The 6,047-nt window shown below is 63.1% G+C and carries 7 protein-coding genes; all 7 read left to right on the top strand.

Translation table 11 applies throughout. The annotated features are described in order from the left end of the window. A partial coding sequence (gene tsf / locus ACN0X9_RS05960; RefSeq protein ID WP_417486697.1) for a translation elongation factor Ts occupies positions 1-404 on the top strand: 404 nt, incomplete at its 5' end. Positions 405-454: 50 nt separating this feature from the next. Then, positions 455-1,246, top strand: a complete 792-nt coding sequence (pyrH, locus tag ACN0X9_RS05955; protein ID WP_417486696.1) for a UMP kinase — start codon at positions 455-457, stop codon at positions 1,244-1,246. Between the two features lie 36 nt (positions 1,247-1,282). Beyond that, complete coding sequence (gene frr / locus ACN0X9_RS05950; protein WP_417486695.1) at positions 1,283-1,843, top strand: ribosome recycling factor; 561 nt, start codon at positions 1,283-1,285, stop codon at positions 1,841-1,843. A 25-nt stretch (positions 1,844-1,868) separates the two neighbouring features. Further along, entirely contained in the window at positions 1,869-2,606 is a 738-nt protein-coding gene (locus ACN0X9_RS05945; RefSeq protein ID WP_417486694.1) for an isoprenyl transferase, read from the top strand. After that, on the top strand, positions 2,590-3,393 hold the full coding sequence (locus ACN0X9_RS05940) for a phosphatidate cytidylyltransferase (protein WP_417486693.1): 804 nt from the start codon (positions 2,590-2,592) through the stop codon (positions 3,391-3,393). Before ACN0X9_RS05945 ends, ACN0X9_RS05940 begins: the two co-directional genes overlap by 17 nt. Continuing rightward, complete coding sequence (locus ACN0X9_RS05935; protein WP_417486692.1) at positions 3,390-4,580, top strand: 1-deoxy-D-xylulose-5-phosphate reductoisomerase; 1,191 nt, start codon at positions 3,390-3,392, stop codon at positions 4,578-4,580. Before ACN0X9_RS05940 ends, ACN0X9_RS05935 begins: the two co-directional genes overlap by 4 nt. A 17-nt stretch (positions 4,581-4,597) precedes the next feature. Beyond that, positions 4,598-6,040, top strand: coding sequence for an RIP metalloprotease RseP (gene rseP, locus ACN0X9_RS05930; protein ID WP_417486691.1), 1,443 nt, complete (start codon positions 4,598-4,600; stop codon positions 6,038-6,040). The last annotated feature ends 7 nt before the right edge of the window (positions 6,041-6,047 follow it).

Genomic DNA, 6,047 nt, shown 5'->3' with positions numbered 1-6,047 from the left:
ACAAGCTGGCCGAGCTGGGCCGCAAGATCGCCATGCACGTTGCTGCTGGTTCCCCGGCGGTTGCCGTGTCGGTCGATGTTGACGGTGTCGACAGCGCGATTGCCGACAAGGAACGTGAAGTCTTCGCCGACCAGGCGCGCCAGGCCGGCAAGCCGGATTCGATCGTCGAGAAGATGGTCGAAGGCCGCATGCGCAAATTCTATGAGGAAGTCGTGCTGCTCAAGCAGGCCTTCGTCATGGATCCGGACAACACAATCGAGCAGGTTCTCGAAGCCGCTGCCAAGGATCTTGGCGCTCCGGTCACCATTACGGGCTTTGTCCGCATGGCCCTGGGTGAAGGCGTCGAGAAGGGCCCGGAAGAAGATTTCGCCGCTGAAGTGGCGGCCGCTTCCGGCCAATCCTGATCCCTGTCTGACAACAAGCGGCGGCGCTTTCCAGCGCCGCCGCTTTCTATATGCTGCACGCCGTGACTGATTCCTCTGCATCCGGGCCGGCTGATGGCCAAGCGGGCGCGCCGAAATTTCGGCGTGTACTGCTCAAAGTCTCTGGTGAAGCCCTCATGGGCTCCCAGAATTACGGTATCGATATTGATACGGCTGACCGGATCGCCCGCGAGGTCGCGGCGGCCGTCAAGGGCGGTACCGAGATGTGCCTCGTCATTGGCGGCGGCAACATCTTCCGTGGCTTGTCCGGCGCGGCCAAGGGCATGGACCGGGCCGCTGCCGACTATATGGGCATGCTGGCCACGGTCATGAACGCCCTTGCCATGCAGACATCGCTGGAACGCATCGGCGTCCAGACGCGGGTCCAGTCGGCTATCCCCATGACCACGGTCTGCGAGCCCTATATCAGGCGCCGTGCGACCCGGCACATGGAAAAGGGGCGGGTGGTGATCTTCGCCGCCGGCACCGGAAATCCCTTCTTCACGACCGACACCGCTGCCGCGTTGCGCGCGGCCGAGATGGGGTGTGACGCGCTCCTCAAGGGCACCCAGGTCGATGGCGTCTATTCCGACGATCCGCGTACCAACCCGCAGGCCGAGCGCTACGACCAGCTCGACTATCTCGACGTGCTGACGCGGGACCTGCGGGTGATGGATGCCTCGGCGGTGACGCTGATGCGCGAAAATGCGATACCGATTGTCGTGTTCGACATTCACAAGACCAATGGTCTTGCCCGTGTGCTCGCCGGGGAGGGCAAGTGCACCATGATCGGCAAGATGAAGTCTGATGCCGCAGCCATCTAACCGGCGCGGAATGCATCCAGAAAGAGCGAAAACGCCATGAGCGACGAGTATGACGAGAACGACCTGAAACGGCGCATGGACGGGGCCATCGAGGCCCTGCGCAAGGAATTCGCAGGCCTGCGCACCGGGCGTGCCAGTGCCGGTCTGCTCGAGCCGATCAAGGTCGACGCCTACGGAACGCCGACCCCGATCAACCAGCTCGGCAATATCTCGGTGCCGGAACCGCGCATGATTACGCTGCAGGTCTGGGACAAAAGCATGGTCGGCGCTGTCGACAAGGCCATTCGCAATTCCGGCATCGGGCTCAACCCGGTGATGGAAGGCCAGCTGCTGCGGATCCCGATCCCGCCCCTCAACGAGGAGCGCCGGGCCGAAATCGCCAAGCTGGCCGGCAGTTATGCCGAGCACGCCCGCGTCGCGGTCCGCAATGTGCGGCGTGACGGCATGGACGCGTTGAAAAAGATGGAGAAGGATGGCGACTTGTCCGAGGACGAGCAAAAAGCCTTCTCCGAGGACGTCCAGAAACTCACCAATGATGCGATCAAACGGATTGATGAGAGCCTGAAGTCCAAGCAAGAAGAGATCATGCAGGTCTGATCAACCCGATTGGCGGAGCGAATGAATGAGTGACGACGCTTCCGCAGACACGCCGGGGCCCCGGCATACGGCCATCATCATGGATGGTAATGGCCGGTGGGCGAAGGCACGTGGGAGACCGCGCTCCTTCGGCCACAAGCGGGGTGTGGAGACTGTCCGCAAGATAGTCGAGCATGCGGGCGATCTGGGCGTCCGCTATCTCACGCTTTTCTCGTTCTCGACCGAGAACTGGAGCCGGCCGGCTGACGAGGTCGGCGCCCTGTTCGAACTGCTTAAACTCTATGTGGAAGCCGATCTTGAGGGGCTGGCCCGGCGAGGTGTCAGGGTTCGTGTTATCGGGCGTCGCGATAATCTCGGGCCGGATCTTGTGGCCATCATTGATCGCGCTGAAGCCCGTACCCGCGACAATGACGAGTTCCACCTCACCATTGCCTTCAACTATGGCGGTCGTGACGAAATCCTGCGGGCTTGCCAGGCGGTCGCGCGCGACGTCGCCGCCGGTGCGCTGGATCCGGCCGCGCTCGATGAGGCGCGGCTTGGCGAGTTTCTCGATACCGCCGCCCTTCCGGATGTCGACTTGATGATCCGCACCAGCGGTGAGCAACGGATCTCGAATTTCCTGTTATGGCAGGCCGCCTATGCCGAGCTGGTGTTTGTCGACGCCCTGTGGCCCGATTTCTCGCGTGATGACCTCGCGCGGGCGGTCGACACTTACCATCAGCGCGCCCGGCGCTATGGAGGCGTTGATGCCGGCGCCGCGTGACCCGGTTTTCCGCCGTCGTGTCCTTTCCGCCCTGATCCTTGGCCCGCTCGCGGTCGTGCTGCTGTATGTCGGGGACCTGGCCTTCACAGCCTGGGTCGCGGCCTTTGCGGCGGCGATGGCCTGGGAATGGATTCACATGTCCGACCGGGATGCCCCGCCTGTTGCCTATGCAATCGCCTGTGCGACGGCATCCGGAACGGTCCTGCTGGCGGGCCAGACCAGTGTGCTGGACGCGCTCGCCTGGGGCGCTGCGGGCACATTGGCGAGCGGGATCGAGCGCTGGCGTCGCGGCTGGTCGAGTGAGGTGCTCGGCGTGCTCTATGTGGCCCTGTCCGCGGCTTTGCTCGCTGCCATGCGGGCCGAGCCGGACCATGGACTCAAGGCTGTCATCCTGTTGTTCGCCGTGGTCTGGGCCGCTGACAGCCTGGCCTATCTGGTCGGGACCTGGATTGGCGGACCGAAACTGCTTCCCCAGGCCAGTCCCAAGAAAACCTGGTCAGGATTCCTCGCCGGAATACTCGCGGGTGCAGCCGCAGGCCTCGCCGCGGGCATGTTGTTCGGACTGGAACCGGTCCGGGTACTGCCCTTCGCGGTTCTGGTCGCCCTGGCGTCGGTCGGCGGTGATCTGGCCATGTCAGTTTTCAAGCGCAGTTTCGGGGTCAAGGACTCGGGCACGCTGATTCCGGGACATGGAGGTGTGCTGGACCGGGTTGATGCGTTGATGCTGGCGGTGATCGCAGCCGTCCTGTCAGCGCGTCTGTGGCCGCTCGGGTGGGCCGCGTCATGAGTGCACGCCGTATCTCCGTCCTCGGTGCGACCGGCTCGGTCGGACTGGCCACGCTGGACCTTGTCGGGCGGGCGGAACCGGGCCGATACAAGGTCGTTGCCCTGACTGCAAAGACCAATGCAGCCGAGCTGGCCCGACAGGCAATCCGCTTTCAGGCGGAATGCGTGGCGATTGCCGATCCGGATGCGGCGCCGGCCCTGCAAGAGGCGTTGAAGGACCATCCCGGGATCGAGATCGGGGTTGGTGAGGACGCCGTGTGTGACGTGGCAGCGCGTGATGCCGACTGGACCATGGCCGCCATTGTCGGCGCCGCGGGGCTCAAGCCCACGCTCGCCGCGCTACGGCAGGGGCGGGCGCTGGCCTTCGCCAACAAGGAGTGTCTGGTCTGTGCCGGGGCTCTTTTCATGGACGAGGCGGCCCGCTGCGGCACGACGCTGCTGCCGGTCGACAGCGAACACAATGCCGTTTTCCAGGTGTTCGACCAGGCCCACCGCGCGGCGATCCGCTCGATCACACTGACCGCCTCTGGAGGACCGTTCCGTGAGGCTACGCGTGCGGTGATGGCTGGCGCCAGCCGCGCCGACGCGCTGGCGCATCCGACATGGGAAATGGGCGCCAAGATCTCCATCGACAGCGCCACCATGATGAATAAGGGCCTCGAAGTGATCGAGGCTTGTTGGTTGTTCGATCTGTCGCCCGACCGGGTCGAGGTGGTCGTGCATCCCCAATCCATCGTTCACGGGATGGTCGAATATGCGGATGGCTCGCTGCTGGCGCAATTGGGCTCACCGGACATGCGGACACCGATCGCCAGTGCGCTGGCCTGGCCGGATCGCATGGCGGCCCCGGTCGAGCGTTTGCGGCTGACCGATATCGCCAGGCTCGACTTCCATCCGCCTGACCTGCAACGGTTTCCGGCGATCCGACTGGCCCGGGAAGCGATGCAGGCGGGCGGTATCGCTCCGGCGGTATTGAATGCCGCCAATGAGATCGCGGTCGAGGCTTTCCTGGCAGACCGGATCGGCTTCCTTGACATCGCTTCGGGCGTTGAACAGGTTCTCGAGCGGAGCCTTTCGGATGCGGACATGCCGCGCTCGCTAACGGCTTTTGAAGATGTTTTCGCAATTGATCATCGTGCGCGCCAGATGGCACGGGACTTGATGGTCGAGCGCCTGACCCAACTATAATTACGGACAGTTTTGACATGAGCCTGATCGGCGACGGCTTCCTGACCATTTTCTCCTTTGTGTTCCTGATCTCGATTGTCGTCGTGATTCATGAGCTTGGTCATTATTGGGCCGGCCGATTTTGCGGCGTTCATGCCGAGGCTTTCTCGATGGGCTTTGGCCCGACCCTGTTCTCATGGCGGGACAAGCGCGGCACGGTCTGGCGTGTCGCGGCCTTGCCGCTCGGCGGGTATGTGAAATTCCTCGGTGATGCCGGTGCCGCCAGCGAGCCCGATGCCGACAAGCTGGCTCAGCTACGCGAACAGATGGGGGAGGCCGCGGACCGTTGCTATCATTTCAAACCGATCTGGCAGCGCGCCTTCATCACCGCGGCAGGGCCAATCGCGAACTTCATTTTGGCCATCACCATCTTTGCCGGCCTGTCGCTGACCCTCGGCAATCGCGAATTGCAACCGGTTGTCGGTGCCGTTGTGGCAGAGTCCCCGGCCGCCAATGCCGGTATCCAGGTCGGCGACCGGGTTGTGGCTATCGACGGGCGCGAGGTGAATGCCTTCAACGACATCATGCGGATCGTGATCTCGAGCGGCACCAGTGAACTGACGGTTGATATCGAACGCAATGGCGAGGTCATCCCGCTGCAGATGGTGGCCGCACGCAATACCGTGGAAGACGAGTTCGGGGGTACGCGCCGCTTGCCTCAATTGGGCATTCAGGCCTTCTCCGAGCCGATTGTGGGCGCTGTGGAGCCTGGCAGCCCGGCGGCAGTGGCTGGGTTTGAGCCCGGCGACCGGATTGTTTCTTTGGACGGTGTCCCGGTCGCCAGCTTCCAGCAATTCAGCCAGCTGGTTGTTGCCGCAGACGGCGAGGCGCCTGTCGGAATTGAACGCGGTGGCCAGGCGATGGTCTTGACGACTTCGCCCCGGGAAACACCGGACGGCGCGACGAATTTATCACCGGCCTATGCCCGCCTTGGATTGGTGTCGGGCGGTCGTCTGATTGAATACCGTCGCTACAATCCAATCGAGGCGGTCGGATACGGGATCACCCAGACGGGTGCTGTTGTTTCCACAACTGTCGATTATGTAACAAACATCGTAACGGGCCGTGCCTCGCCGGAACTGCTCAATGGACCGCTCGGCATTGCGACGGCGGCGGGACAGGTCGCACAGCGTTCCATAGAAGGCCATAGCAGCGCCTTTGACGCGGCGCGGGCGCTGTTGGTGAACCTGATAAACCTCGCGGGCGTGCTCTCGGTCGGACTGGGATTGGTCAATCTTCTGCCGATACCCATCCTCGACGGCGGGCATTTGGTGTATTACGGCTATGAAGCGGTGGCACGACGTCCGCTGAGCATGCAGGCGCAAGCACTCGGTTTCCGGGTGGGGCTTGTTTTCGTGCTCGGTTTGATGCTTGTAGCGACCTGGAATGACCTGAATTATTTGCTCGGCCAGATTTTCTGATGAACGT

This window comes from Maricaulis sp. (genome assembly GCF_048268525.1).
Lineage (GTDB): Bacteria > Pseudomonadota > Alphaproteobacteria > Caulobacterales > Maricaulaceae > Maricaulis.
Note: the sequence above shows the minus strand (reverse complement) of the source record. Positions and strands in the feature narration are given on the sequence as shown.

Coding starts and splice junctions, on each gene's coding strand:
- pyrH (WP_417486696.1), top strand. CDS start 455: ATGCTGCACGCCGTGACTGATTCCTCTGCATCCGGGCCGGCTGATGGC.
- frr (WP_417486695.1), top strand. CDS start 1,283: ATGAGCGACGAGTATGACGAGAACGACCTGAAACGGCGCATGGACGGG.
- ACN0X9_RS05945 (WP_417486694.1), top strand. CDS start 1,869: ATGAGTGACGACGCTTCCGCAGACACGCCGGGGCCCCGGCATACGGCC.
- ACN0X9_RS05940 (WP_417486693.1), top strand. CDS start 2,590: ATGCCGGCGCCGCGTGACCCGGTTTTCCGCCGTCGTGTCCTTTCCGCC.
- ACN0X9_RS05935 (WP_417486692.1), top strand. CDS start 3,390: ATGAGTGCACGCCGTATCTCCGTCCTCGGTGCGACCGGCTCGGTCGGA.
- rseP (WP_417486691.1), top strand. CDS start 4,598: ATGAGCCTGATCGGCGACGGCTTCCTGACCATTTTCTCCTTTGTGTTC.